Source organism: Sphingomonas sp. FW306-1B-B10E (assembly GCF_058782005.1).
The window spans coordinates 1-25,240 of sequence record NZ_JBYSXG010000043.1 but is presented as its reverse complement, the minus strand read 5'-3'; the positions used below and the strand labels follow the sequence as shown (position 1 = coordinate 25,240).

The 25,240-nt window shown below is 68.7% G+C and carries 24 protein-coding genes; 11 read left to right on the top strand and 13 right to left on the bottom strand.

Annotation, left to right across the window (positions count from 1 at the left end; genetic code table 11):
• Window positions 1–14: 14 nt before the first annotated feature.
• The gene (gene serA, locus AC3WJI_RS15880; protein ID WP_492758254.1) at window positions 15–1,592 is read right to left on the bottom strand and encodes a phosphoglycerate dehydrogenase; all 1,578 of its coding nucleotides are present in this window, start codon (window positions 1,590–1,592) and stop codon (window positions 15–17) included.
• A 106-nt stretch (window positions 1,593–1,698) separates the two neighbouring features.
• Complete coding sequence (locus AC3WJI_RS15875; RefSeq protein WP_492758253.1) at window positions 1,699–2,856, bottom strand: phosphoserine transaminase; 1,158 nt, start codon at window positions 2,854–2,856, stop codon at window positions 1,699–1,701.
• Window positions 2,857–3,014: 158 nt separating this feature from the next.
• Here AC3WJI_RS15875 and AC3WJI_RS15870 point away from each other — a divergent pair, with 158 nt between their 5' ends.
• Window positions 3,015–4,010, top strand: coding sequence for a sterol desaturase family protein (locus AC3WJI_RS15870; protein WP_492758252.1), 996 nt, complete (start codon window positions 3,015–3,017; stop codon window positions 4,008–4,010).
• Here AC3WJI_RS15870 and AC3WJI_RS15865 read toward each other — a convergent pair.
• Entirely contained in the window at window positions 3,972–4,859 is an 888-nt protein-coding gene (locus AC3WJI_RS15865) for an alpha/beta hydrolase (protein WP_492758251.1), read from the bottom strand. The genes AC3WJI_RS15870 and AC3WJI_RS15865 overlap by 39 nt on opposite strands.
• A gap of 95 nt (window positions 4,860–4,954) precedes the next feature.
• Here AC3WJI_RS15865 and AC3WJI_RS15860 point away from each other — a divergent pair, with 95 nt between their 5' ends.
• Both AC3WJI_RS15860 and AC3WJI_RS15855 read left to right on the top strand, forming a co-directional pair.
• On the top strand, window positions 4,955–5,623 hold the full coding sequence (locus tag AC3WJI_RS15860; protein ID WP_492758250.1) for an extensin family protein: 669 nt from the start codon (window positions 4,955–4,957) through the stop codon (window positions 5,621–5,623).
• A gap of 33 nt (window positions 5,624–5,656) precedes the next feature.
• A complete protein-coding gene (locus AC3WJI_RS15855) occupies window positions 5,657–6,532 on the top strand; it encodes an LOG family protein (protein ID WP_492758249.1) in 876 nt (291 codons plus the stop codon).
• Between the two features lie 215 nt (window positions 6,533–6,747).
• Here AC3WJI_RS15855 and AC3WJI_RS15850 read toward each other — a convergent pair whose 3' ends face one another.
• Window positions 6,748–7,452, bottom strand: coding sequence for a c-type cytochrome (locus AC3WJI_RS15850; RefSeq protein WP_492758248.1), 705 nt, complete (start codon window positions 7,450–7,452; stop codon window positions 6,748–6,750).
• Window positions 7,453–7,553: 101 nt separating this feature from the next.
• On the opposite strand from AC3WJI_RS15850, the gene AC3WJI_RS15845 reads away from it, so the two are divergent.
• A complete protein-coding gene (locus AC3WJI_RS15845; protein ID WP_492758247.1) occupies window positions 7,554–8,444 on the top strand; it encodes a prephenate dehydratase in 891 nt (296 codons plus the stop codon).
• On the opposite strand, the gene nudC is transcribed toward AC3WJI_RS15845, so the two are convergent.
• Genes nudC through AC3WJI_RS15830 form a run of 3 tightly spaced genes read right to left on the bottom strand, consistent with a single transcriptional unit; the run spans window position 8,441 to window position 11,653 of the window.
• Window positions 8,441–9,307, bottom strand: a complete 867-nt coding sequence (gene nudC, locus AC3WJI_RS15840) for an NAD(+) diphosphatase (protein WP_492758246.1) — start codon at window positions 9,305–9,307, stop codon at window positions 8,441–8,443. The genes AC3WJI_RS15845 and nudC overlap by 4 nt on opposite strands.
• Complete coding sequence (locus tag AC3WJI_RS15835) at window positions 9,304–10,602, bottom strand: serine hydrolase domain-containing protein (RefSeq protein WP_492758245.1); 1,299 nt, start codon at window positions 10,600–10,602, stop codon at window positions 9,304–9,306. The genes nudC and AC3WJI_RS15835 overlap by 4 nt, the downstream gene beginning before the upstream one ends.
• A complete protein-coding gene (locus AC3WJI_RS15830; RefSeq protein ID WP_492758244.1) occupies window positions 10,595–11,653 on the bottom strand; it encodes an A/G-specific adenine glycosylase in 1,059 nt (352 codons plus the stop codon). Before AC3WJI_RS15830 ends, AC3WJI_RS15835 begins: the two co-directional genes overlap by 8 nt.
• 28 nt (window positions 11,654–11,681) lie before the next feature.
• Between AC3WJI_RS15830 and AC3WJI_RS15825 the strand changes: the two genes are divergently transcribed.
• From AC3WJI_RS15825 to AC3WJI_RS15805, 5 genes are read left to right on the top strand one after another with little or no spacing between them, the layout of a single operon-like run.
• The gene (locus AC3WJI_RS15825; protein WP_492758243.1) at window positions 11,682–12,224 is read left to right on the top strand and encodes a DUF721 domain-containing protein; all 543 of its coding nucleotides are present in this window, start codon (window positions 11,682–11,684) and stop codon (window positions 12,222–12,224) included.
• A complete protein-coding gene (locus AC3WJI_RS15820) occupies window positions 12,225–12,932 on the top strand; it encodes a DsbA family protein (protein ID WP_492758242.1) in 708 nt (235 codons plus the stop codon). It begins immediately after the preceding gene.
• Window positions 12,933–12,962: 30 nt separating this feature from the next.
• Window positions 12,963–13,703, top strand: a complete 741-nt coding sequence (locus AC3WJI_RS15815; protein ID WP_492758241.1) for a DsbA family protein — start codon at window positions 12,963–12,965, stop codon at window positions 13,701–13,703.
• Window positions 13,704–13,728: 25 nt separating this feature from the next.
• Window positions 13,729–17,136, top strand: a complete 3,408-nt coding sequence (gene smc, locus AC3WJI_RS15810; protein WP_492758240.1) for a chromosome segregation protein SMC — start codon at window positions 13,729–13,731, stop codon at window positions 17,134–17,136.
• Between the two features lie 47 nt (window positions 17,137–17,183).
• Window positions 17,184–17,501 carry a hypothetical protein gene (locus AC3WJI_RS15805; protein WP_492758239.1) on the top strand — a complete coding sequence of 106 codons (318 nt, stop codon included), beginning with the start codon at window positions 17,184–17,186 and terminating at the stop codon, window positions 17,499–17,501.
• Here AC3WJI_RS15805 and AC3WJI_RS15800 read toward each other — a convergent pair.
• The 5 genes from AC3WJI_RS15800 to AC3WJI_RS15780 all read right to left on the bottom strand — a co-directional run bounded on the left by AC3WJI_RS15800 (window position 17,498) and on the right by AC3WJI_RS15780 (window position 22,354).
• A complete protein-coding gene (locus AC3WJI_RS15800) occupies window positions 17,498–18,508 on the bottom strand; it encodes a glycosyltransferase family 4 protein (protein ID WP_492758238.1) in 1,011 nt (336 codons plus the stop codon). The genes AC3WJI_RS15805 and AC3WJI_RS15800 overlap by 4 nt on opposite strands.
• On the bottom strand, window positions 18,505–20,073 hold the full coding sequence (locus tag AC3WJI_RS15795; RefSeq protein ID WP_492758237.1) for an alpha-amylase family glycosyl hydrolase: 1,569 nt from the start codon (window positions 20,071–20,073) through the stop codon (window positions 18,505–18,507). Before AC3WJI_RS15795 ends, AC3WJI_RS15800 begins: the two co-directional genes overlap by 4 nt.
• Before the next feature lie 133 nt (window positions 20,074–20,206).
• Window positions 20,207–21,328 carry a glycoside hydrolase family 130 protein gene (locus tag AC3WJI_RS15790; protein ID WP_492758236.1) on the bottom strand — a complete coding sequence of 374 codons (1,122 nt, stop codon included), beginning with the start codon at window positions 21,326–21,328 and terminating at the stop codon, window positions 20,207–20,209.
• Between the two features lie 13 nt (window positions 21,329–21,341).
• On the bottom strand, window positions 21,342–22,073 hold the full coding sequence (locus AC3WJI_RS15785) for a hypothetical protein (RefSeq protein WP_492758235.1): 732 nt from the start codon (window positions 22,071–22,073) through the stop codon (window positions 21,342–21,344).
• Window positions 22,070–22,354: a chorismate mutase gene (locus AC3WJI_RS15780; protein ID WP_492758234.1), complete on the bottom strand. Its 285-nt coding sequence runs from the start codon at window positions 22,352–22,354 to the stop codon at window positions 22,070–22,072. Before AC3WJI_RS15780 ends, AC3WJI_RS15785 begins: the two co-directional genes overlap by 4 nt.
• Before the next feature lie 75 nt (window positions 22,355–22,429).
• On the opposite strand from AC3WJI_RS15780, the gene AC3WJI_RS15775 reads away from it, so the two are divergent.
• Complete coding sequence (locus AC3WJI_RS15775; protein WP_492758233.1) at window positions 22,430–23,443, top strand: polyprenyl synthetase family protein; 1,014 nt, start codon at window positions 22,430–22,432, stop codon at window positions 23,441–23,443.
• Between the two features lie 39 nt (window positions 23,444–23,482).
• On the opposite strand, the gene AC3WJI_RS15770 is transcribed toward AC3WJI_RS15775, so the two are convergent.
• Entirely contained in the window at window positions 23,483–23,698 is a 216-nt protein-coding gene (locus AC3WJI_RS15770) for a hypothetical protein (RefSeq protein WP_492758232.1), read from the bottom strand.
• 61 nt (window positions 23,699–23,759) lie between these two features.
• Between AC3WJI_RS15770 and hrpB the strand changes: the two genes are divergently transcribed.
• Window positions 23,760–25,240 (top strand): ATP-dependent helicase HrpB (hrpB, locus tag AC3WJI_RS15765; RefSeq protein ID WP_492758231.1); only part of this gene is annotated, 1,481 nt, incomplete at its 3' end.

Here is a 25,240-nt window from a genome sequence, read left to right as displayed (position 1 = left end):
GCCCCCGGCGGCGTTCAGAACTTGAGCGCCATTGCGGTCTTCACGCCGGGAAGCGCGCGGACCTGGGCGATCAGCTCGGGGGTGACCTGATCGTCGACCGAGAGCAACAGCACCGCTTCGCCGCCGGTGTCGCGGCGGCCGAGATGGAAGGTGCCGATATTGACCCCCGCCTCACCCAGGGTCGTGCCGAGCCGGCCGATGAAGCCCGGCGCGTCTTCGTTGACGACATAGAGCATGTTGCCGACCAGATCGGCCTCGACCTTGATGCCGAACAATTCGACCAGCCGCGGCTGCGCGTTCGAGAATAAAGTGCCGGCGACCGAGCGCTCGCCCGCGTCGGTCTTGACCGAGACGCGCAGCAAGGTGTGGTAGTCGCCTTCCTTCTCGTTGCGGACTTCGCGGACTTCCATCCCGCGCTCCTTGGCGAGGAACGGCGCATTGACCATGTTCACCGTGTCCGAATGGACGCGCAGGAACCCGGCGAGCACCGCGCTGACGATCGGCTTCTGGTTCAATTCGGCCGCGGCACCCTCGCTATGGATCGAGACGCGCGCGATCTCGCCATGCGCGAGCTGGCCGATCAGGCTGCCGAGCTTCTCGGCGAGCGCCATGTACGGCTTGAGGCGCGGCGCTTCCTCGGCCGACAGCGACGGCACGTTGAGCGCGTTGGTGACTCCGCCCGAGACGAGGAAGTCGGCCATCTGCTCGGCGACCTGGATCGCGACATTGACCTGCGCCTCGTTGGTCGAGGCGCCGAGATGCGGGGTCGAGATGAAGTTCGGCGTGTTGAACAGCGGCGATTCCTTGGCCGGCTCGGTGACGAACACGTCGAGCGCCGCGCCGCCGATATGGCCGCTGTCGAGCCCTTCCTTGAGCGCCGCTTCGTCGATCAGCCCGCCGCGCGCGCAGTTGATGATGCGGACGCCCTTCTTGGTCTTGGCGAGATTCTCGCGGCTGAGGATGTTGCGCGTCTGGTCGGTCAGCGGCGTGTGCAGCGTGATGAAGTCGGCGCGCAGCAGCAGATCGTCGAGCGACATCTTCTCGACGCCCATCTCCAGCGCGCGCTCGGGCGTGAGGAAGGGATCATAGGCGATCACCTTCATCTTGAGGCCCAGCGCGCGGTCGGCGACGATCGAGCCGATATTGCCGGCGCCGATCAGCCCCAGCGTCTTGCCGGTGACCTCGACGCCCATGAAGCGGTTCTTCTCCCATTTGCCGGCCTGGGTCGACTTGTCGGCCTCGGGCAGGTCGCGGGCGAGCGCGAACATCAGCGCAATGGCATGCTCCGCGGTGGTGATCGAATTGCCGAACGGGGTGTTCATAACGACCACGCCCTTGGCCGAGGCGCTGGGGATGTCGACATTGTCGACGCCGATCCCGGCGCGGCCGACGACCTTGAGGTTGGTCGCGGCCTCGAGGATTTCCTTGGTCACCTTGGTCGAGCTGCGGATCGCGAGGCCGTCATATTGGCCGATCATCGCCTTGAGTTCTTCGGGTGTCTTGCCGGTAATCTCGTCGACCTCGACACCGCGCTCGCGGAAGATCTCGGCGGCCTTGGGATCCATTTTGTCGCTGATCAGGACTTTTGGCATTGCATTGCTCCTGGAGAGCCGGTGCTCCTGCGAAAGCAGGAGCCCAGAGTTATTGAGGGAATCGCATGGGGCCCTGGTCTCCTGCTTTCGCAGGAGCACGGGAAGGTCAGCCTGCCTTGGCGGTCGCGTAGGCCCAGTCGAGCCAGGGGCCGAGCGCTTCGATATCGGCGGTGTCGACCGTCGCGCCGCACCAGATGCGCAAGCCCGCGGGGGCGTCGCGATAGCCGGCGACGTCGTAGGCGGCGCCTTGCTTCTCGAGCAGGCCGGCGAAGGTTTTGATGAACGCCTCGTCGGCGCCCTCGACGGTCAGGCACACGCTGGTGGTCGAGCGGATCGCCTCGTCCTCGGCGAGGTTGCCCAGCCAGTCGCGCTCGGCGACCAGCTTCTGCAGCGCCGCGGCATTGGCGTCGCTGCGTGCGATCAGACCCTTGGCGCCGCCCAATCCCTTGGCCCATTCGAGCGCGAAGATCGCGTCCTCGACCGCGAGCATCGACGGGGTGTTGATCGTCTCGCCCTTGAACACGCCCTCGGCGAGCTTGCCCTTGGCGACCAGGCGGAAGACCTTGGGAAGCGGCCAGGCAGGGGTGTAATTCTCCAGCCGCTCGACCGCGCGGGGCCCGAGGATCAGCACGCCGTGCGCGCCCTCGCCGCCGAGCACCTTCTGCCATGAGAAGGTCGCGACATCGATCTTGTCCCAGGGCAGATCGTAGGCGAACACCGCGCTGGTCGCGTCGGCGAAGCTCAGGCCCTCGCGGTCGGCGGGGATCCAGTCACCGTTCGGCACGCGCACGCCGCTGGTGGTGCCGTTCCAGGTGAACAGTACGTCGTTCGACCAGTCGACCTGGGTCAGGTCGGGCAGCTGGCCGTAATCGGCGCGCAGCACCGTGGGTTCGAGCTTGAGCTGCTTGACTGCATCGGTGACCCAACCTTCGCCGAAGCTCTCCCAGGCGAGCGTGGTGACCGGCTTGGCGCCAAGCATCGTCCACATCGCCATCTCGAACGCGCCGGTGTCCGAGCCGGGGACGATGCCGATGCGGTGCGTGTCGGGAAGCTGGAGCATCTCGCGCATCAAGTCGATCGCGCGCTGGAGGCGGGCCTTGCCGATCTTCGAGCGATGCGAGCGGCCGAGCGATTCGGTCGCGAGCTTGGCGGCTTCCCAGCCCGGAGGCTTGGCGCAGGGCCCCGAAGAGAAAAAGGGGCGTGCCGGCTTGGTAGCGGGCTTTGCAGACGCAGCTGTGGCGTCGAGAAAGGTCGAATCACTCATGTCAGTCTCTCCTTACAGAGAGCACGCGCGGCGTTGGGACCGCGTGGCCCGTCGACGGCCCTAGCGGCGGCGGGCGCGGTGTCAACCCGGGGGATGTGCCAGTCTTAACCTTTGGGCAAAGCCGCACGGCTAAGGTGGCGGCGTCGAGCGGGGATGGCATGATCGAGCTGGTGCAAAAGGCGATGCAGCATCTGCTTGCCAGCTGGTCGAACCAGCTCGGCGGCATCTTTCTCGCGCCCGGATCGACCTTTTCGGTGATCGCGTTGGCGGCTTCGCTGGTGCTCTTCGTGCTGCTCGCGCTCCCGCGCGGGCGATCGATTCGGCCGGCGGTGCTTCGGCGCGCTTTGTTTCCCAACCGGCTGTTCCGGAGCGCTTCGGGCCGCACCGATGCCGCTTATTTCGTGCTCGGCATCCTTTTCGCCGGGCTGCTGATCGGCTGGGCGCTGTTCTCGGCCGAGCAGGTCCGCGGCATCGCGCGCGCGGTTCTGGGGCCGGCGCCAGCGGTGTGGCTACCGGGCTGGACGCGCGCCGCGATCGCCACGGTCGCGCTCTTCCTCGCTTATGAATTCGCCTATTGGGTGGATCACTGGCTGATGCACCGCGTGCCGATCTTCTGGCACTTCCACAAGGTCCACCACCAGGCCGAGAGCCTGTCGCTGCTCACCAACGGTCGGGTGCATCCGGTCGAGACGATCGGCTTCTACAATCTGGTCGCGGTGGTGATGGGGCTGACCGGGGCACTGCTCGAGCGCACGATCGGACGCTTCGACACCTTCGCGGTGGGCGGCACCAACTTGCTGATCATGCTCAGCGCGATCCTCGTCACTCACCTCCAGCACAGCCATTTGTGGGTGACCTTCGGCCCGCGCTGGGGCCGTCTGCTGCTGGGGCCGGCGCATCACCAGATCCACCATTCGGCCGATCCGCGCCATTTCAACACCAATCTCGGCGCCAGCCTGGCGCTGTTCGATCGGCTGTTCGGCACCTTCCACATGCCCGAGACGCGGCGCGAGCGGCTGCGCTTCGGCGTCGACGACGGCGAGGCTGCGCCGCACAGCGCGCGGGCGGCATTGCTCACGCCGTTCACCGCCGCGGCGGCACTTGCCTTGCGCGGGCTAGCGGGCGGCGGGGTTCGGCGGCCAATTCGTCAATAAGCCGCGATCGGTCATCCAGTCGGTGATCCGCGCCGGCCAGTTGCGCAGGCTGACCAGCGGCGTGGTCTCGCCCATGTTGAACGCGTGGCCGCCCGCCGCATACATGTGGAGCTCGGACGAGGCGCCGGCGGCACGATAGGCAGTGAGCAGGTCGAGGATCGGCTGCGAGCAGCAGCTGTCATCGTTGGTCGCGACCATCAGCAAGGGCGGCGAATCCCTGGTGATCTTCTCCTCGCCGTGCAGTGGCCCGGGGAAGACCAGCACGCCGAAATCGGGCCGTGCCGAGAGCCGGTCGATCGCGTCGCCCCTTCCCGGCGCAGCGACCGGCGGGCTCAGCAGCGTGACTCGGGCAAGCTCGCCGCCCGCCGAGAAGCCGACCACGCCGATCTTGTGCGGATCGAGCTTCCATTCGCCGGCATGGGCGCGGATCGTCCGCACCGCGCGCTCGGCATCCTGTCGGGCATTCTCGAAGCTGTACGGGGAGTCGGTGCCGCGGAAAAGCCGGTAGCGCAGCACGAATGCCGCGATGCCGCGCTCGTTGAACCAGCGCGCGGCGTCGTTGCCTTCGCTCTTGATGACGAGGAACTGGTGCGCCCCGCCCGGCATCAGCAACACCGCCGCACCGGTCTCGCGGCCGGGGCGCGCGGGGAAATAGGTGATGCTGGGGTCGTTGACCGGCTTGAGCCAATAGCTTTCGGCCTGTTCGGGGATGGCCTTGCGGCTCTCGAAGCCGGGCGCGCCCTTCTCCCACAAGGCTATCCGTTGCGGCGCGGCGGGCGGATCCTGTGCCCATGCCGGCGACGCCAGCAGGGTCAGCATATAGCAGAGCCAGGCCCAGCATTTGATCATCTCGCCTCTCCTTCGTGCCGTCTCGTGCGGCATCTGGCGATGGTAGCGGTAACAGAGCTGGAGTCAAACCGGTGTCGTCATGCTAGGGTGCGGCGATGCGGTTGCTTGTCCTGTCCGTTGCGCTGCTGCTCGGCAGCTGTGTAGGCAATGATCGCCACGATCGGCCCGCGCCGATCCGCGAGCGCCCGTCTGGCCCGATCACGCTCAATCGCCCGACGCCGCGCGAGACCCAGCAATGCTATGCCGACCTGTCGCGCGAATCGGTGCGCTATTCGCCGCTTCCCGACCGCGACTTCGGCAGCGGCTGCGTGGTCACCGGCGCAGTGCAATTGCTCGACATCGGCGTGCCGGTGACCAACCTCAAGTCGATGCGCTGCCCGCTGGCGCGCAGCTTCACTGCCTGGATCCGCTTCGCGGTCGCACCGGCGGCGAAGCAAATCCTCGGCAGCGAGCTCGTCCGGGTCGAGAGCTTCGGGACCTATGCGTGCCGCGCGATCATCGGCGGCAATGCCGCGGCCTCGGCGCGGATGTCCGAGCACGGGCTCGGCAACGCCGTCGATGTCGGCGGGTTCGTCCTCGCCGACGGGCGCAAGGTCCGCGTCGAGGGCGGTTGGCGATCGGGCGATCCCGCGGTGCGTCAGTTCTTCGAAGTGATCCACAATTCGGCGTGCAAGCGCTTCAGGACGGTGCTCAGCCCGGACTATAACGCCGCCCATTACAACCACCTCCATCTCGACATGGGACGCGGTCCGTTCTGCGCCTAGGCAAGGCCGCGCAATCGGCCTAAGCCGGCCCAAATGAGCACCGATACCCGCGTCCCGAGCCGCGTCTTCCGCCCTGCACAGGAGGAAGTCGAGAACGCCAACACCAATAGCGGCACGCCCCAAACCGAACATCCGGCCTACCGCCTCGCCTTCCAGGACATGGACTTCCTGCTGCGCGAGGATCTGCGTCCGGTGCGCTTCCAGCTCGAACTGCTGAAGCCGCAACTGATCCTCGACGAGGCGAATATCGCATCGACGTTCGTCGTCTATGGCTCGGCGCGCATCCCCGAGCCCGAAAAGGCGCAGGCGCTGCTCGAGCTCGCCGACACGCCGCAGCAGAAAGTGATCGCCGAGCGGCTGATCGAGAAGTCGCGCTATTACGACGTTGCGCGCGAACTGGCCCGGACGGTGAGCAATTTCCCGCTCGACGAGGCGGGCAAACGCCATTTCGTGGTGTGCTCGGGCGGCGGCCCCTCGATCATGGAAGCGGCGAACCGCGGCGCGCGCGACGTCGGCGCGGACACCGTCGCGCTCAACATCGTGCTGCCGCACGAGCAGGCGCCCAATCCCTATGTCACGCCGTCGCTGTCGATGCAGTTCCACTATTTCGCGCTTCGGAAAATGCACTTCCTACTGCACGCGCGCGCCGTCGCGGTGTTCCCGGGCGGGTTCGGCACGTTCGACGAGAGCTTCGAATTGCTCACGCTGATCCAGACCGGCAAGATCGATCCGATCCCGGTGCTGTTCTACGGCAAGGACTTCTGGCGGCGCGTGGTCAATTTCGACGCGCTGTGCGAGGAAGGCGTGATAAGCCCACGCGACCTGAACTTGTTCCACTTCGTCGAGACCGCGGAGGAAGGCTGGCAGATCGTCCAGGACTTCTGGCGGGAGCGCGAAGCCAAGGGCTGAAAGCGCCGGCTGTCTTTTCGCCCCGGATGTCACCCCGTGCAGGGGTCCACCGGCAGGCCGGGCGAAGAGCCAGAGCAGATAGGGTACAGGCCTGACGCCCTGTGAGCCCCAGCACAACGCCGGGGTGACGAAGAATGGCTGGGTCCTGTCATCTCCGCACCCGGAGCGTCAGCTGCTCCGGCTTGCGACGTCGACATCCTGCAAAGCGCGCGGCCTTACTTGTTGCTCTTCGGCAGCCCGGCCTTTTCCTCGGCGACCACGGCAGCCTTCGGGTCCTTCGCCGGCGTACCTTCGGCGGGCGTCGCCTCGTTGGAAAGGTTGGCGGTGCCGGCGCCCTCCGCGACGTTGGCGATCGCATTGTCCGCACCGGCCGCCGGCTCGGCGCCTGCGGCAGGCGCGGCGGGGAGCGGCAGGTTCGAGCCCTGGCTGTTGAGATAGGCGATGGCGTTGGCACGGTCCTGCGGATTGGCGAGGCCGGCGAAGGTCATCTTGGTGCCGGGCGCGAACTTGCGCGGGCTGGTCAGCCACGCGTCCATCTTGTCGAAGTCCCAATTGCCGCCAACGCTCTTGAGCGCATCGGAGAAGGCGAAGCCCGCTTTGCCCTGACCGATCGGCTCGCCCATCGTGCCATAGAGGTTCGGGCCGATGCCGTTGGCACCGCCCTGGTTGACCGTGTGGCAGGCAGTGCACTGCTTGAACACGTCGGCACCCTTGGCGGGATCCGCCTTGGCCAGGCGCACCGCGATCGGCTCGGCGGCAGCGGCGCCGCCTTCGCCGGCGCTTTCGACGCCTTCGATCGCGTAGCCCATCTTTTCGGGGCGCTCCGAATGGAAGACCATGCCGCTCACGATCGACAGGCCGAGCGCCGCGATGCCGCCCGCCAATGCCCAGCCCGCAATCGTATTGAACCGATCGTCCATCACATGCCCCTAAAGGAAAGTCGTTCGCCTCTTAGGCTGCGGTTTTTGCTACCGCAAGCCGGGGTTGCCGCGGGAAACGCGCGCGGCTAGCGCGCGATCCCATGGAGAATTTCGCCGCCCCCGCACGTCCGATCGTCGCAAAGATGATCGCCGAAGCTTCCGCCGCACCAAGCCGCGCGGTTTCGTTTCAGGGTGCGCCGGGTGCCAATTCGCACATCGCGGTACGCGAAGCCTTTTCCGATGCGCTGCCGCTGCCGTGTTTCTCGTTCGAGGATGCGATTGATGCAGTCAAGGAAGGCCGTGCCGACCGCGCGATGATCCCAATTGAGAATTCGCTCCACGGCCGCGTCGCCGACATCCATTTCCTGCTGCCCGAATCGGGGCTCAGGATCACCGGAGAGCACTTTCTGCCGATCCGCTACGGGCTGATGGGCACCGGCAGCCTCGACCAGGTCCGCGAGGCGATGAGCCACCCGCAGGCGCTCGGTCAGTGCCGGCACTGGCTCAAGGCGCGGGGGATCGCGCCGGTCGCCTATCCCGACACCGCCGGCGCGGCCGCGGTGATCGCCGAGCTCGCCGATCCCGCCGTCGCCGCGCGGGCACCGCCGGGCGCGGCCGAACTGTACGGGCTCAATCTGCTGCAGACCGACCTCGCCGATGCCGAGCACAATATGACGCGGTTCGTCGTGCTCGCCCGCGAGGCGCTGCCACTGCCGGTCGAGGGGCCGGTGATGACCACCTTCATTTTCGAAGTGCGCAACGTCTCGGCAGCGCTGTACAAGGCGCTGGGCGGGTTTGCCACGAACGGGGTCAACATGACCAAGCTCGAGAGCTATCAGCGCGGCGGCAGCTTCGCGGCGACCGAATTCTACACCGACATCGTCGGCGGGCCGGGCGATCCGGCGATCGACCGCGCGCTCGAGGAGCTCAAATTCCACTCGAAGTGGATGCGCGTGCTCGGCACCTATCCGCAGGCGCGCGCGCGGCCCTAGGCCTCAGCCCAAGCCTTTAGCAGCGTGTGCGCGATCGCATAGGGGGGCGGCGCGCCGAACGGTGCTGCGGGATCGCGGGCGAGCGCGCGGTGGACATCGTCGCGGCTGAACCAGCGCGCATCTTCGAGCTCGTTGGCGTCGATGGCGATCGCTTCGCTCTCGGCGACGCCGATGCACGCGATCATCAGCGAGGAAGGGAACGGCCAGGGCTGGCTGGCGACGTAACGCACCGCGCCGACGCGCACGCCAGCTTCCTCGAAGATCTCGCGGCGCACCGCTTCCTCGATCGATTCGCCGACTTCGAGGAATCCCGCGAGCGCCGAATAGCGGCCCGCCGGCCAAGGCGGCTGGCGGCCGAGCAAGACCTTGTCGCCCAGTTCGGCGAGCATGATCACCACCGGATCGACGCGCGGGAAATGCTCGGCATGGCAGTTCGGGCATCGCCGTGCCCAGCCGGCGCGAAAGATCGCGGTTGGGGTCGCACAGACCGCGCAGAAACCGTGGCGACCGTGCCAGTCGACCAGGCTGCGCGCCGCCGCATAGAGCGCGGCATCCTCGGGGTGGAAGCGGTCGAGCATCGCGAACAATGCCGGCGAGCGGCCGCCGGGGAGCGGCTGGCCGTGCGGCGGCGCCGCGGCGAACAGCGGCACCCCCTGGTCATAGCCAAGGAACAGCAACTCGCCATTCGCGGCGTCGAGGCCAGTCCAGACCAGGCGGTCGTCGTCGTCGAGTTCGGGATCGAGCCCATGGAGCATGAGCAGCCGGGCGCGCGGATCGGCCTCGGCCTCGCGGAGCAGCTCGGGATCGTGACGGACCCGGTCGGCACGATCGACCGTGCCGCCGGTAAAGCCGGGCGTATTCACTTGGCAGGGCGCATCGCGAGGTCGGCGTAAATCGCCCGCGCAGCTTCGCGCTTGAGCTCCTTGTCGCTGAAGGTGTTGATCATCGCGACGCCGCGCACCTTGTTGACCGGATCGGCCCAAGCGATCGTGCCCGCCGCGCCGCCCCAGCCATAGGTGCCCTTGCCGGGGCCGCCGGGCTTGTCGGCAAGATAGACCGAGCCGCCGGCGCCGAAACCCAAGGGTACGCCAGTGTCGGCGGTCATGCCGGCGAGCGACGACCGGTCGACGGTGGCGGGGAGGAGGTCCGACATCGCCAGCTTGACCGTCGCCGGCTTGAGGATGCGGACGCCTTCGAGCGTGCCGCCGTCGATCAGCATGTGGAGGAAGCGGTCGTAATCGTGCGCAGACATGACCAGCCCGGCGCCGCCATAAGGGAAGCTCGGCGGCTGGAGCCAGACCGAGCGTGCGCCGGGATCGATCGCGAGCTTGGGGGACAGATAGTTGGTCGCGAGGATGCCGGCCTTGTCCTGCGGCACCGTCCAATAGCTCGCGCGCATCTTGAGCGGATCGAAGATGCGGGTCTGGACGAAGCGGTCGAACGGCATGTCGCCGGCGACCTCGATCACCCGGCCGAGCACGTCGAGCCCGATCGAATAGCTCCACTTGGTCCCCGGATCGGCGATCAGCGGCATGGTCGCGACGCGGTTTGCGAATTCCTCGAGCGTCTTCGGGCGCGCCGCGCGCATATTGGGCTCCATCAGCGCGTTGACCGCCGCCGGGTTGATCCCGGCCCTTGTATAGGCGTCGACCAGCGGGCCCGACCGGCCGGGCAGGACATATTCGAAGCCCGCCGTGTGGGTGAGCAGGTTACGCACCGTGATCGGTCGGGTGGCGGCGCGGCTGGTCAGGTCCTTGGTGGGATCGACCAGCACCTTCATGTCCTTGAACGCCGGAATGAAATCGCTGATCGGCTGGTCGAGCTTGAGCTTGCCCTCCTCGACCAGGATCATCGCGGCGATGCCGGTGATCGGCTTGGTCATCGAATAGACGCGCCACAAGCTGTCCGCGTCGGCAGGTGCCGCGTCGGGCTCGATGGCGATCCGCCCTTCGGCAACGACGCGCGGGGGGGCGTCGCCGACGCCGCTCAGGATGACGATGCCGGGCACCTTGCCCTCGGCAACATAGCGCTTGGCCACCGCCTCGGTTGCCGACTGGGCCTGGGTCGCGCGCGACGGCAGCGGCACCGTCGCCTGCGGCCAGGCTGCGCCGGCGAGCGCCAGCGCCGCGATCGAACCGAATATCTGCCAGCTACGCATTGATCCTCCCGAACATCCTTGCCGCCTTGGCGAAAACCGTGGGCAAGCCCGCCGATTCGATCTCAGCGATCGGCCACCATTCGCCCTCCAGCGCGCAAGAACCCGCGCCTGTGTGCGCCGCGATCGTTGCAGTCGCAAGCGCGACGTCGAGATTGAAATGGGTGAAGCCGTGGCGGATCTGCTCGCCCAGCAGGATCCAGTCGGCGGCGTACGGCGCGCCGGCAAGTCCGGGCGGCGAATCGGTCCACGGACCGGTCGGCAGGGCGCGCATGCCGCCGAGCAGCCCTTTGGCCGGGCGGCGGACGAGCAGCACGCAGCCGTCGCGCTCAAGCCAGAACATCGTGCCGTAGCGCTGGGGCTTGGGCAACTTGGCGGCCTTGACCGGAAAGGTCTCGGGCGCGCCGGTGGCGAAGCCGTCGCACTGCTCGCGTAAGGGACAGGCAAGGCATCGTGGCGCGCGTGCAGTGCAGATGGTGGAGCCGAGATCCATCATCGCCTGAGCGAAGTCACCTGCGCGCGCGTCGGGCGTGATCGAATCGGTGCGCGTGCGGATCTGGGGACGGGCGCCCGGCAGCGGCTCGACTATTGCGAACAGCCGCGTGACGACGCGCTCGACATTGGCGTCGACCACCACCGCGCGCCGCCCGAACGCGATCGCCGCGATCGCCGCGGCGGTGTAGCCGCCGACGCCGGGCAAGCCGAGCAATGCGGCCTCGGTGTCGGGGAGGCCGCCGCGGGCCGCGACTTCGCGCGCGCAGGCGAGCAGGTTGCGCGCCCGGGCGTAGTAACCGAGCCCCGCCCAAGCCGCCATCAGCTCGGCGTCGTCGGCGGCAGCCAAAGCGTCGAAGCTGGGCCAGCGCGCAGTGAACTTCTCGAAATAGGGGATGACGCTCGCGACCTGGGTCTGCTGGAGCATCACTTCGCTCAGCCAGACGCGATAGGGTTCGGGGGCGTTGGCGCCGGGCCGCGCGCGCCACGGCAAAGTGCGGGCATGGGCGTCATACCATTTCAGCAACGGTGCGGCGATTGCGCGAGGGACGTTGTCGGACACGCCCCGCCTATGGCATGGGTTGGCGGCAATGACGAAGGCCCCCGACAAACCCAAGCGCGCGACCACGCGCCAGCCCAAGCTGGAACCGCAGCGCTCGAACCGCGCGCGGCCGGTTTCGGAGCTGCTGCCCGATGTCGGCCGCGCCGCCTTTCGCAAGTTCGGCTTCGTCCAGCACGCGATCGTCAGCCGCTGGGGCGAGATCGTCGGCGAACGCTATGCCCGCGTGTCGATGCCCGAATCGATCCGCTTCCCGCAGGGCCAGCGTGCCGAGGGGGTGCTGAGCCTGGTCGTCGGCGGGGCGCATGCACCGATGATGCAGCACATCGCGCCCGAGATCATCGAGCGGGTCAACCGCTTCTTCGGCTATGCCGCGGTGGCGCGCATCGCGATCCGCCAGGGTGAGGTCAAGCGCGTCGCCAAGGCGTCGCCGCCGGCCGAGCTCGCGCCGCTGCCCGAAGCGATGGGCGAAAGCCTGCGCGGCATCGCCGACCCCGAACTCAAGGCAGTCCTCGAATCGCTCGCCGCCGGCGTCGCGGCGGCCGAGGGCCTCAAACTCGGCAGGATCGACTGAATGGCTCTCCGTTTCCTCGCTGCTGTCGTGCTGCTGCTCGCCGGTGCCGGACCGGTGACCGCGCAGCAGGCGCGGCGCGCGCCCGCCGCGAACTGGGTCAATGTCGTGGTAAGGACCCCCGAAGGCGGGTTCCGCCAGGGCAATCCCAACGCGGCGATCAAGGTGGTCGAATATGGCTCGCGCACCTGCCCGACCTGCGGGGCGTTCGCCGCCGAGGGCGTCGAGCCGATGCGCCGCGACTGGATCGCCAGCGGCAAGTTGAGCTACGAATTTCGCGACTTCCCGATCCACGGCGCGCCCGATCTGGCGCTCGCCTTGCTCAACCAGTGCGTGCCGACCGCGCGATTCTTCCCGGTGATCGACCAGATGTTCGCCAACCAGGCTGGATTCGACGCGCCGCTTCGCAAATTGCTCCAGGCGCAGCCCAAGGTGGTCGAGGGCTGGCAGCAGCTGCCGCCGGCACAGGCCGCGACCAAGTTCGCCGAAGCGCTCGGCATGATCGGCTTCATGAAGGCGCGCGGGCTGCCCGAGGCGCAGGCGCGGCGCTGCTTGGCCGATCCGGTGCTGATCAAGGGCGTGGCCGACACCTATGCAGGCGGCGTCAAGGCCGGCGTCCAGGGCACGCCGAGCTTCTTCGTCAACGGCAACCGCGTGCGCGCCTATAGCTGGGACCAGCTCCAGCCCGAGCTGCGCGCCGCGGAAAACTGATCGATCTTTTCCCTTCGGAGACCCAAGACCATGCGTTCTGCCCTCGCCTTCCTTCCCCTTCTCGCGCTCGCGGCCTGTGGCGGCGACGGCGGCAACGCCTCCGCGCCGGTGACGTCGAGCACGCCGGTCGCCAACGTCGCGCCGCCGGCCGGCAAGCAATGGGCCGACGTGGTGAGCAAGACGCCCGAGGGCGGCTATGTCCAGGGCAACCCCAATGCGGCGATCAAGCTCGTCGAATATGGCGCGCGGATGTGCCCGACCTGCGGCCGCTTCGCCGCCGAGGGCGTCGAGCCGCTGCGCCAGAAATATATCTCGACCGGCAAGGTGAGCTACGAGTTCCGCGACTTCCCGCTCCACGGCGCGCCCGATCTCGCGCTGGCGCTGCTTAACCAGTGCGTCGCGACCGAGGCGTTCTTCCCGATGCTCGATCAGATCTATGCCGGGCAGAACGATTTCCTCGATCGTCAGCAGAAGCTGCCCGAGGCGACGATGCGGCAGATTCAGACCCTGGCGCCGCCCCAGGCCGCGGCGGCCTTCGCCGATGCCGTCGGGATGGTCGAGTTCGTCAAGCAGCGCGGCCTGCCCGAGGCCAAGGCGCGCCAGTGCCTCGCCGATCCGGCCGCGATCAAGCGCATCGCGGACGTCTATGCCGATGCCGCCAACAATCGCGGCGTGACCGGCACGCCGAGCTTCTTCATCAACGGCAAGCAGGTCGAGGCGGCGATGTGGTCGCAGCTCGAGCCCGCGCTGCAGGCGGCCGGGGCCCGCTAAAAGGGTCCGAGCCAGGGGGGCGGGGATGCAGATCAAAAGGCTGCGGCTGACGGGCTTCAAGAGCTTCGTCGACCCAGCCGATCTGCGCATCGAGCCCGGCCTCACCGGGATTGTCGGCCCCAATGGCTGCGGCAAGTCCAACCTGCTCGAGGCGCTGCGCTGGGCGATGGGCGAGAATTCGGCCAAGTCGATGCGCGGCGCCGGCATGGAAGACGTGATCTTCGCCGGCACCGCGACGCGGCCGGCGCGCGACTTTGCCGAGGTCTCGATCCTTGCCGAGCACGTGGGCGAGAACGACGAGCTCGAAGTCGTCCGGCGAATCGAGCGCGGCGCGGGGTCGGCCTATCGGCTCAACGGTCGTGACGTCCGCGCCAAGGACGTCGCGCTCGTCTTCGCCGATTCGGCGACCGGCGCGCATTCGCCGGCGCTCGTGAGCCAGGGGCGGATCGGCGCGATCATTGCGGCCAAGCCGGGCGAGCGCCGCGCGATGCTCGAGGAGGCGGCGGGGATCGCCGGGCTGCACGTCCGCCGGCGCGACGCCGAGCAGAAGTTGCGCGCAACCGAGGCCAACCTGACACGCCTCGACGAAGTGATCGGCGACCAGGAAGCGCGCGCGGCGGCGCTCAAGCGCCAGGCGCGCCAGGCTGAGCGCTATCGCGAGCTTTCCGATCGCATCCGCATCGCCGAGGCGCGGATGATCTTCGCGCGCTGGCGCGACGCCGCAGGGGCGTCTGACGCAGCGAAGAAGGAGGCGGGGGCGGCCGAAGCGTTGGTCGCCGAGCGGACGGCGGCACATGACGCCGCGGCGGCGCGCCAGCAGGCGGCTGCCGAGACGCTCGCCGCGGCGCGTGCCGATGCGCTCGGCGTGCGCGACCGGGCGACCGATGCGATGCATCGGCTGGCGACCCTGCGCAGCGAGCGCGCCACCGTCGAGCGGCGGATCGGGGAATTGCGCGATGCCCAGGTGCGGCTCGCCGACGATCGCAGCCGCGAAGGGGCGCTCGCCCACGATGCCGCCGAGGCGCTGGCGAGGCTGGCCGACGAAACCAAGGCGCTCGAAGCACGGATCGCCGACGCCGCGGCGCGCATGCCGCAGCTGGACGCTGCACTGGCCGAGGCCGAGCGAGCCGCGCGCGACGCCGAGGTCGCGCTGGCGCAGGCGCTGGCGGCGCAGGCGAGCGAGGCGGCCGACGCACGCGTCGCCGAGGCGGCGCTGATTGCGGCGCGCACGCGTGCCGAGCGCGCGGGCCGCGACCAGGCGCGTGTCGATGTCGAACTCGCTGCCCTGGGCAATGGCGCGCCGATCGAAGCCGAAAAGGCGCGTGCTGCAGAGGCGCGTGCGCAGGCGGTGCGCCAGGCCGAGGAGGCGCGCGCCGGGCTTGCCCGCGCCGATGCCGACGAACGCGGCGCGATCGGATCGCGCGATCGGGCACAGTCGGCAAGGTCGGTGGCGCATGCCGAGCTCGCCCAGCTCGACGGCGAGGCGGCGGTGCTCGCCAAGGCGACGCGGCCCTCGGGCAAGGACCGGCTGCTCGACCGGCTCAAGGTGGCGGCGGGCTATGAGCGCGCGCTCGCCGCGGCGCTGGGCGACGATCTCGAGGCGGGGCTCGATGCCGGCGCCGAGCGCTATTGGGCAGGCGCGGCGCCGCTGCCCGGCGATCCCGGCGTGCCCGCGGACACGACACCGCTTGCGCATCATGTCGAGGCGCCGGCGGGGCTGGCGCGGCGACTGGCACAGGTGCTGGTGACGGAGACCGATGATGGCCAGCCCTTGGCGGTCGGGCAGCGGCTGGTGACGCTGGCCGGAGTGCTGCGGCGCTGGGACGGCTATGTCGCCAAATCCGGCGGCGCGGCGGCGGCCGAGCGGCTCGAACGGGTCAACCGGCTCGCGGCGATCGAGAAGGCGCGGCCGGCAGCGGTGCGCGCGGTCGAGGCGGCAGAAAGCGAACTGGCGCGGATCGACGACACCATCGCCACTGCGCGGCGCGCCGCTGCCGAGTGCCGCCGCGTGCTCGATCATGCCGAAAATGCCGGGCGTGAGGCCGGGCGTGCCGAGGATCGCGCGACCGCGCAGCTCGAACGGCTCGAGGCGCAGCGCGCCGACCTCCAGGCGCGCCGGACGCGCGTCGCCGGCGAGCAGGACGAAGCCGCGGCCGAGCTGGCACGGGCAGAGGCGGCAAAGGCGGCGCTGCCCGATGGATCGGCGACGCGTGCGCAGGTCGCCGCTTTGTCGTCCGAAGCGGAAGTGCGCCGAGTCGCCGCCGCCAATGCGCGCAGCGAGCGCGGCAGCCAGGAACGCGAGATTGGCCAGGCGCGCGAGCGGCTCACCGCGGCCGGCGCCGAGAGCCGTAGCTGGAAGTCGCGCGCGGGCGAGGCGGCGCGACGAGCCGGCGAGATGGAGAAGCGCGCAACGCAATTGGCCGAGGAAAGCGACGCGATCGCCGGGCGCCCCGCCGAGCTCGATGCGGCGGTGGCCGAGGCCGAGGCGGCGACCGAGGCGGCACGTGCCGAATCGGCCGCGGCGCAGGCGGCCGAGGGCGCTGCTGAGAGAGCGTTGCGCGCGACCGAGGGCGATGTCCGCGCCGCCAACGAGGCGCTTGCCGAGGCACGCGAGGCGCGCGCGGGGGCGGCGGCGCGCGCCGAGAACCAGGAACTGCGCCGCGTCGAAATGGGGCGGCTGTCGGGCGAGCGCTTCGAGTGTCCGCCGCCCTTGCTTCCCCAGACAGCGGGGTTCGATGCCGAGAGCGTGCGCAGCCCGCAGGAGGAGAGCGCCGCGCACGAGAAGCTCAGCGTCGACCGCGAGCGGATCGGGCCGGTCAATCTCGTCGCCGAGGCGGAGCTCGCCGAGCTCGAGGCGGCGTTCACCAGCAATGCGCAGGAGCGCGACGAGCTGGCGCAGGCGGTCAACCGGCTGCGCGGATCGATCGGGACCTTGAACCGCGAGGGCCGCCAGCGGCTGCTCGCGGCGTTCGAGGCGGTCGACCTGCACTTCCGGCGGCTGTTCTCGACGCTGTTCAACGGCGGACAGGCGCATCTAGAGCTGATCGATTCGGACGATCCGCTCGAAGCCGGGCTCGAGATCATGGCACAGCCGCCGGGCAAAAGGCTGCAATCGCTGACCCTGCTTTCGGGCGGCGAGCAGGCGCTGACCGCGGTGGCGCTAATCTTCGCGCTGTTCCTGACCAACCCGGCGCCGATCTGCGTGCTCGACGAAGTCGACGCGCCGCTCGACGACGCCAATATCGAGCGCTTCTGCGACCTGCTCGAAGCGATGACCCGCGAGACCGCGACGCGCTATCTGATCGTCACCCACAATGCCGCGACGATGAGCCGGATGCACCGGCTGTTCGGCGTGACGATGGTCGAGCGCGGGGTGAGCCGGCTGGTGTCGGTCGATCTGGGCGGGGCGGAAAGTCTGCTGGCGGCGGAATGAGCGGGGGGCCACATGAGGGTCGGGAACTCGGGCTATTGTTGGCGGGCGTGAAGCCGATGGCGCGATTTACGGCCGAGCCGAATTACCGACCCGATTGCTCTGCCTTCGACACGCATGTGGCTTCGGGATCGCTGTTGCACGTTCGAATTGTCGATGATGCGATCGAACGCCTTTATTATCATCTGCCGGGAGAGGCATGGAGGGTACGTCTTGCCGAGGCGGCGCTGAAATATGATCTCGGCCTCTCTACCGAGGATTTGCATCGGCTCGATGGCTTCCTGCTCGGTTATGACAAGCAGGAAGTGGATTTCTTCGTTGCCGAATGGTCGGAGACCGAACGGAAGGGCGGACCCGCGCCGCTCTAAATGCCTCGGCTGAGAATATCCTCGTACAGCGCGACATACTTTTCGGCCATCGCCTCAACCGAAAAGTGATCCTCGATGCGCTTTCGGCATGCGGTGCGGTCGAGGTCGCGGACCTGATCGACCGCGGCGATCGCCTGTTCGGTGGAGCCGACCAGCATCCCCGTTTCCGGCGTGATCAGCTCGGGCATGCTGCCCCGATTGATCGCGATTACCGGGGTGCCGCAGGCCATCGCCTCGATTACCGACAGGCCGAAGGGTTCGTCGAAATTGATGAGGTGGAGCAGTGCGCGCGCGCTGCCGAGTGCCTTCAGCCGCGCCTCGCCGCCGACCGGGCCGTGATAGACGATGCGGTCGTTCAGATGCGGCTTCACTTCGCGCTCGAAATAGCCCTGGTCCTGGACGATGCCGTAGAGGTCGAGCCGCTTGCCGGTCGCCTTCGCCACGGCGATCGCTTCGGCGGCGCCCTTGTCGGGGTGCATCCGGCCGAAGAACAGCAAGGCGTCGCTTCCTTCCGCGTCGAACGGAAATTCGTCGAGGCGGATGCCGTGGTGGATCGTCGCGGTGTATTTGAGGCTCGGATGACGATCCGCCTCGCTGATCGCGACGAAATGCACGCGGTCCTCATACGGCTTGTACATCGGCAGGATGCGGTCCGACGAGAAGCCGTGGATCGTGGTGACCATCGGCGTGTCGATCAGCGGGGCATAAGCGTGGGCGGGGAAATCAGCCTGGTTGTGGATCAGGTCGAACTCGGCGGCGCGGGCGAACAGATGCGATTGGTGGGCATATTCCCACACCTTGGCGTCGATCGCAGGGTCTTCTTCATAGCCGCGCGGGACGACGCCTGCGAGCGTGCCCGCGGTCTGCGAGTCCTGCGTCGCGAACAGAGTGACGTCCACGCCGCGCGCGACGAGCGCCTCGGTGAGCAGGCTCGTCACCAATTCCCACGGGCCATAGTGCCGCGGTGGCGTGCGCCACGCGATCGGCGCCAGCATTGCGATCTTCATCCGAGAATATAGCCTTCGTTCGGTCCGAGAATGGCGGGATCGTCGCCGGTGCCGGTGGTGAGCAGGACCCGCAGCCCTTCGGCCCATTCGGGGATGGCGAAGCTTTCGGGCGCGTCGCCCAAGTTGAGCACGACCAGCACGCGGTCATCGCCATGGCGACGCTCATAAGCGAGCAAATTGCCCGAACAGTCTATCGGCAGCCAGTCGCCAACCGACAGAGCGCGCCGCGACCGGCGGAGCGCGAGCAGATCGTGGTAGAGCCGCCACATCGAATGGGGGGCGTCGCGTTGGTCGGCGACGTTGCGCGTTTCCCAGTCGGGGTGGAGCGGCAGCCAGGGCGTCGCGGTCGAGAAGCCGGCATTGGCGGAGGCGTCCCACGCCATCGGGGTGCGCACCGGATCGCGGCCGAGCCCGATGCCGGGCTCGCGCAACTCGCGCGGGTCCTGGACCTGGTCAGCGGGGATCGCCACGTCGGCCATGCCGATCTCGTCGCCATAATAGATCGTCGGCGTGCCGCGCAACGTGAGCAGCAGCATCGCCGCGACGCGGGCCTGGGCGGGGCCGAAGCGCGTGGCGGCGCGTGGCCGATCGTGATTGCCGAGCACCCAGTTCGGCCAGCCGCCCGGCGGCAGCGCGGCTTCATAGTCGGCGATCAAGCCGGCGAGGCTGCGCGCCTCCCACGGCGCGTCGATCAGCTGGAAATTGAAGGGCAGATGCACTCCCGGCTGGTCCTTGCCGTAATAGACCATCAGCTTGTCGACGGGCAGATAGATCTCGCCTATCAGCACGCGTTCGGGAAAGGCGTCGGCGACGCGGCGCATGTCGGCGGCGATGCCGTGGACCTCGGGCTGGTCGGTCGAGTGGAGCTGGAGCACCCGGTGCATCTCGCCCATAACCGGGGTGTAGGCCGGGTTGGCGGGATTGTCGGGAAAGTCGGCGTGCTTGATCATGTGCCACAGCACGTCGATGCGGAAACCGTCGACCCCGCGATCGAACCAGAAGCGCAGCACGTCGAGCATCGCGGCACGCAATTCCGGGTTACGCCAGTTGAGGTCGGGCTGCTCCTTGAGGAAGGCGTGGTAATAATATTGGCCCGTGGCCCCGTCCCACTCCCAGGCGGGGCCGCCGAAGTCGCTGATCCAGTTGTTGGGCGGGCCGCCGTCGGGAGCCGGGTCGCGCCAGAGATACCAGTCGCGCTTGGGATTGTCGCGGGAGGACCGGCTTTCGACGAACCAGGGATGCTGGTCCGAGCTATGGTTGGGGACGAAATCGAGCAGCAGCCTGAGCCCGCGGTCGTGCGCGGCCTTCAGCAGCGAGTCGAAATCCTCGAGCGTGCCGAAGCGCGGGTCGATGCCGGTATAATCGGCGACGTCATAGCCGAAATCGGCCATGGGCGAGGGGTAGATCGGCGAGATCCAGATCGCGTCCACGCCGAGCGCGACGAGCGCATCGAGGCGGGACTCGATGCCCTTGAGGTCGCCGATGCCGTCGCCGTTCGAATCCTGGAACGAGCGCGGGTAAATCTGGTAAATCGTGCCGGATTGCCACCACAGGGGTTCGGTCATGGCTTGCGCCCTCCGTATGCGCTCCCCTTCCGCTTGCGGGAGGGGCTAGCCGCGAGCATGTGGGCAGGAGTGGCGTACAGCCCCTCCCCTAACCCCTCCCGCAAGCGGAAGGGGGACTTTGCGGTCCTGCCCTTCACCGGAACCGCTCCTTCGACAGATGGGTGATCCGGCACGCCAGGTCCGCCTCACCGCCAGCGACGATATACTGGTCGCCCGCATCGACGATCCCGGTGGTGAAGGCGACCGGGGTGGGCAAATACATCTGGTGCGCGATCGGATCGGTGAGCGCGGGGTTGGCTTCGATCAGCGGCACTTGGTCTTCGAGGCGGAGGATCTTCGACGGATCGTCCTTGTCGAGCAGCGCCCAGAAGCTGCGATAGATGCCGACGGCGCCGCGTTTCTCGACGCCGTGATAGATCATCATCCAGCCCTCGGGGGTCGGCACCGGCTGGCTGCCGCCACCGATCCGCTGGGTGCTCGTCGTGCCCTTGCGCGCGCGGATGCCCGGCGTGTCGAGCGGCTTCCAGTGGAGCCCGTCGGGCGATTGCGCCATGTTGATCGACGGGCCGCCCAGCCACTCGCTGTCCTCGGGATAAGCGAAATAGCATTCGCCCAGGGGTCGGGTGAGCGCCATGAACTTGCCGCCGACCTTGCCTTCGAACAGGATCATGTCCTTGTTCTGGTGGTCTAGGACGATGCCGAGCAACTCCCAGTCGAGCCCGTTGGCCGAGCGGTACATCGCGGTGCAGTGGCGCTCGGCCGAGACGCCGCACGCGGTCATCCAATAGGTGTCGTCGACCTTGGTGATGCGGGCGTCCTCGACGCCGTAATCCATATAGCTGGCGCTCGGCTCGATCGCCTTGTCGTAATGGATCGCGACGATCTCGCGGCCCTCAGCGTCGAGCTCGACCGGGAGCAGCCAGGACAGCGAGGTGAGCCCGAGCAGCCGCGGGTTGCGGTCCTTGAGCGCGAACTGGCGCGGGTCGCCCATGTCGATCTGGTGGATCGGGTGGCGATCGAGGACATAGCCGGCGGGCGTCCAGCGGATCGCGCGGGCACATTCGGTGTCGACCGGATCGGTCAATGCCTCGGCGACGCGGACCATCAGCAGGAGGTTGCCGCTGGGCAGCCGCGCGAAGCCCGGGTTGAACGCCCCCAGGACGTGCGTCGCCTCGCCGACGCCGCGACGCAGCGGCGAGCGGACCAGATCGACCTGGTCGGGCGTGAAAATCAGATAGTCGTCGCGCTCGGGCATCTGCCCCCCTTGGTCAGCAGCCGGGAACCTGGCTCTCGCCCCCCTCGAAAACGAAGCGGTCGCCACGGCGAACGTATCGTTCGGCGAACGATCGGGTTCCCTTGTAGCGCACGGTAAAACTGCGGCCCGGGACGATATCGGCAATCTCGCCCTTGAGGCTCTGTGGCGAATCCTCGACCATGCCGCTGTCGTCGTACACCGTGGGAATGGAGGCGACGGTGGCAGGACCGCCGGGGCGAAGCTCGACCAGTTCGGCGAAGGCGACGGTGCAGCCCTGCCAGGTGCCGCCGCCCTCGACCACCAAGGTCGGCAGCTTGCCGAAGGCCGGCGATACCGACCAATCGGCGAGATCGCCGAAGCTGCCTGCCGTGACTGCCTCGGGATATGCCTTGGCCAGCGCGAAGCCGTTGGGGTCTTCGCGAAGGTAGTAGACCGCGACGACGCCCGACTCGGCATGGCCGGCATCTTCGACATGGCCGTGTCGCAGGAGGACCGGGCCGAACGGCGTGTCGAGCAGCTTGTCGTCCTTACCGAACGTGTAGCGCCCGTCCTTCTCCGCCGGCACCGCCTTGCGCGCCGCGGCAAGCCGTTCGGCGGGCGTCAGCGCGACCGGCGTGGGCGAGGCGCTATCGGCCGGTGTCGCGTGGTGCTTCGGGGCCTTCGCCGGCGGCCTTTCCGGCACCATGTCGCAGCCGGCAAGCGCGGCGACCAGCGTCAACGCCGAGGCGAATGCAATGCGCGTCATCTGGCGCTCTGCAGCCGCTCGTGGTGGCGGATCACTTCATCGATGATGAAGCGCAGAAACTTCTCGGAGAATTCGGGGTCGAGATCGGCCTGCTTGGCGAGCGCGCGCAGTCGAGCGATCTGCGCCTCCTCGCGCATCGGATCGGCGGGGGGCAGGCTGTGCGTGGCCTTGTAGGCGCCCACTGCCTGCGTCACCTTGAAGCGCTCGGCGAGCATGTGGATCAGCGCGGCATCGATATTGTCGATGCTCTGGCGGAAGCGGGTGAGCGTCTCGTCGGGCATGGCCCCTCTCTTTGCCCGGCGGGCGACGCTACGCAAGCCTTGCCTTTGCCGCCGCCACGCGCCAGAGCCCGCGGGATGAGCGCCACCATCCACCGTCTGGGCTCGCGCCCCGAGCCTTCGCTGGAACCGATGCTGCAGCTGGTGGCGCACGACCTCAACCTGGTGAATGCGGTCATCCTCGATCGCATGCAGTCGGACATCCCGCTGATCCCCGAGCTTGCCGGGCATCTGATCGCCGGCGGCGGCAAGCGCATGCGGCCGATGCTGACGCTCGCGAGCGCGCGGCTGCTCGGCTATTCGGGGGCGCGGCACCACAAGCTCGCCGCCGCGGTCGAGTTCATCCACACCGCGACTCTGCTCCACGACGACGTGGTCGATTCGTCGGACCTGCGCCGCGGCAAGCGCACCGCTAACATCATCTGGGGCAATCCGGCGAGCGTGCTGGTCGGCGACTTCCTGTTCAGCCGCAGCTTCGAACTGATGGTCGAGGACGGCAGCCTCAAGGTGCTCAAGATCCTGAGCAACGCCAGCGCCGTGATCGCAGAGGGCGAAGTCAACCAGCTCACCGCGGTGCGCCGGCTCGACATCTCCGAGGAGCGCTATCTCGACATCATCGGGGCGAAGACCGCGGCGCTGTTTGCCGCTGCCTGCCGGATCGCGGCGGTGGTCGCGGAGCGGTCGGAAGCCGAAGAGGCGGCGCTCGACGCCTATGGCCGCAATCTCGGCATTGCCTTTCAATTGGTCGACGACGCGATCGACTATGTTTCGGACGCTTCCACGATGGGCAAGGACGCCGGCGACGATTTCCGCGAGGGCAAGATGACCCTGCCGGTGATCCTGGCCTATGCGCGCGGCGACGAAGCGGCACGGGGTTTCTGGAAGGAAGCGATCTCGGGCCGGCGCGTGTCGGACGCCGACTTTGCCGAGGCGATCGAGCGCGTACAGGCGAGCCGCTCGGTCGACGACACGCTCGCGCGGGCGCGGCACTATGGGCAGCGCGCGGTCGATGCGCTCGCCGGCTTCGCGCCCGGCGCGGCGAAGGACGCGATGGTCGAGGCAGTCGAGTTCGCGGTCGCGCGCGCTTATTGAACGAGGCGCCGCCCTCCGCAAAGGACGGCGCCCACGCGCTCACTCTTCCTCGGTGGTCGCCTCGTCCTCGTCGTCGACCGACAGGACGTCCTCCTCGTCATTGTCGAGCTGCTCCTCGATCGCCTCGACGATCAGGTCGAGCTGCTCGAAGCCCGCGGTGAATTCGATCGTCTCGCCATCCTCGTCCTCGAGGTGCAGCGTATAGTCGCCCGCGCTGTCCGGGGTGATCGTGAACTGTGCCAGGGTCCGTGCCATGTCTCGTGCTCCTTAGGCTTCGATTGCGCCCAACCCCGCTTTGGGGAATTGGTTGCGCGCAATGACCGAGACTCTGCCGATCCACGCCGTTTTGCCCGAATTGCTCGCCGCGCTGCGCGGCGCGAGCAACGCCGTGCTCGTCGCGCCGCCGGGAGCGGGCAAGACCACCGCAGTGGCGCCGGCACTGCTCGGCGAGCCGTGGTGCACCGGCGAGGTGCTGCTGCTGTCGCCGCGGCGGCTCGCCGCGCGCGCCGCGGCCGAGCGGATGGCAGCGCTCACCGACGAGCCTGTCGGCAAGACCTATGGCTATGCGACGCGGATGGACAGCAAGCGCTCGGCGGCGACGCGGGTGACCGTCGTCACCGAGGGGATCTTCGTCAATCGCATCCAAAGCGATCCCGAACTTGGCGGCGTGTCGGCGGTTTTGTTCGACGAAGTCCATGAGCGCAGCCTCGACAGCGATTTCGGGCTGGCGCTGGCGCTCGACGCGCAGGCGGCGCTGCGGCCCGATCTGCGGCTGGTGGCGATGTCGGCGACGCTCGACGGATCGCGCTTCTCGGGGCTGATGGGCGCCGCACCGGTGATCGAGAGCGAAGGGCGCAGCTGGCCGCTCGAACATCGCTATCTCGGGCGGGCGGCCGAGGCGCGGATCGAGGACAGCATGGCCGTGGCCGTGCGCACCGCGCTGCGCGAGGCCGAGGGCGGGGTGCTCGCCTTCCTGCCCGGGGTCGCCGAGATCGAGCGCACCGCCGAGCGGCTCGGCGACCTGGGCGGCGTCGCGCTGCACCGGCTCCACGGCAGCCTGGAGCCCGCCGCGCAGCGCGCCGCGATCGCCGCTGATCGTGACGGGCGGCGCAAGGTCGTGCTCGCCACTTCGATCGCCGAGACTTCGCTGACGCTCGACGGCATCCGCGTGGTGGTCGATTCGGGGCTGGCGCGGCGGCCGCGTTACGACCGGGCGGCGGGGATGACGCGGCTGGTCACCGAGCGGGCGAGCCAGGCGGCGGTGACCCAGCGCGCCGGGCGCGCCGCGCGGCAGGGGCCGGGGGTCGCCTACCGATTGTGGGAGGAAGCCGCGACGGCGGGGCTGCCGCGCTTCGACTCGCCCGAGATCTTGGAGGCCGACCTGTCGGGGCTGCTGCTCGACTGTGCCTTGTGGGGCGTCGCCGATCCGCGCGACCTCGCCTGGCTCGATCCGCCGCCCGAGGCCGCGGTCAGCGAGGCGCGGCGGCGGTTGACCGTGCTCGAGGCGCTCGACGAAGACGGCCGGCCGACGGTGCATGGCAGGGCGATCGCCCGCCTGCCGCTGCCGCCGCGGCTCGGGCACATGCTGGTGCGCGCCGGCGAGCGCGGGCTGGCCAGGACCGCAGCGGAGGTCGCGGTGCTGCTCGGCGAGCGCGGGCTGGGCGGGGGCGACGCCGACCTGGAGTTGCGCTTGCGGCGCTGGCGCGGCGAGCGCGGGCAGCGGGCGGAGAATGCGCGGCGGCTGGCGGAGCGGTGGGCCAAGCTGGCTCCCCTTCCGCTTGCGGGAGGGGCTGGGGG